Raw genomic sequence first — 608 nt, 5'->3', positions numbered from 1 at the left:
AGTGCGGGCGATCCAGCTCAACGACGCGCACGTGTTCTGCGCCCCGGAGCAGGTCGTCGACGAGGTGCGGGGCGCGCTCGACCTGATCGGGCGGGCCTACGCGGCGCTCGGCATCACCCCGGCCCGCTACCGGCTCTCGCTCCCGGGCGCCGGTCAGAAGTACGCCGCGGCCCCCGAGCCCTGGCGGCGCGCCACCGAGTTGCTGGTCGAGGCGCTGGAACGGTCCGGCATCGCGTACGAGGCGGAGCCCGGCGAGGCCGCGTTCTACGGGCCGAAGATCGACGTGCAGATCGCCGACGCGGCGGGCCGGGAGTCCACCCTGCCCACCGTGCAGGTCGACTTCCACCAGCCCGAACGGTTCGACCTGCGCTACGTCGGCGCGGACGGCGCGAAGCACCGGCCGGTGATGGTCCACCGCAGCGTCATCGGCAGCGTGGAGCGCGCCGTGGCCCACCTCATCGAGGTGCACGGCGGCGCGTTCCCCGGCTGGCTCGCGCCCGTGCAGCTCGTGGTCCTGCCGGTCACCGACGCGGAGGTGGACCGGGCGCGCGAGGTCGCGCGGCAGTGCCTGGAGCGGGGGCTGCGGGCCGAGGTCGCCGAGCCGGACC

1 protein-coding gene is annotated in these 608 nt (G+C 75.3%); it reads left to right on the top strand.

The features are described 5' to 3' along the window. Nucleotides 1-608, top strand: a 608-nt coding sequence (locus KUM32_RS42580) for an aminoacyl--tRNA ligase-related protein (protein ID WP_308408860.1), incomplete at both ends; no start/stop codon positions are given.

Source organism: Streptomyces sp. AC627_RSS907 (genome assembly GCF_019049165.1).
This window is presented reverse-complemented; position numbering and strand designations above follow the sequence as displayed.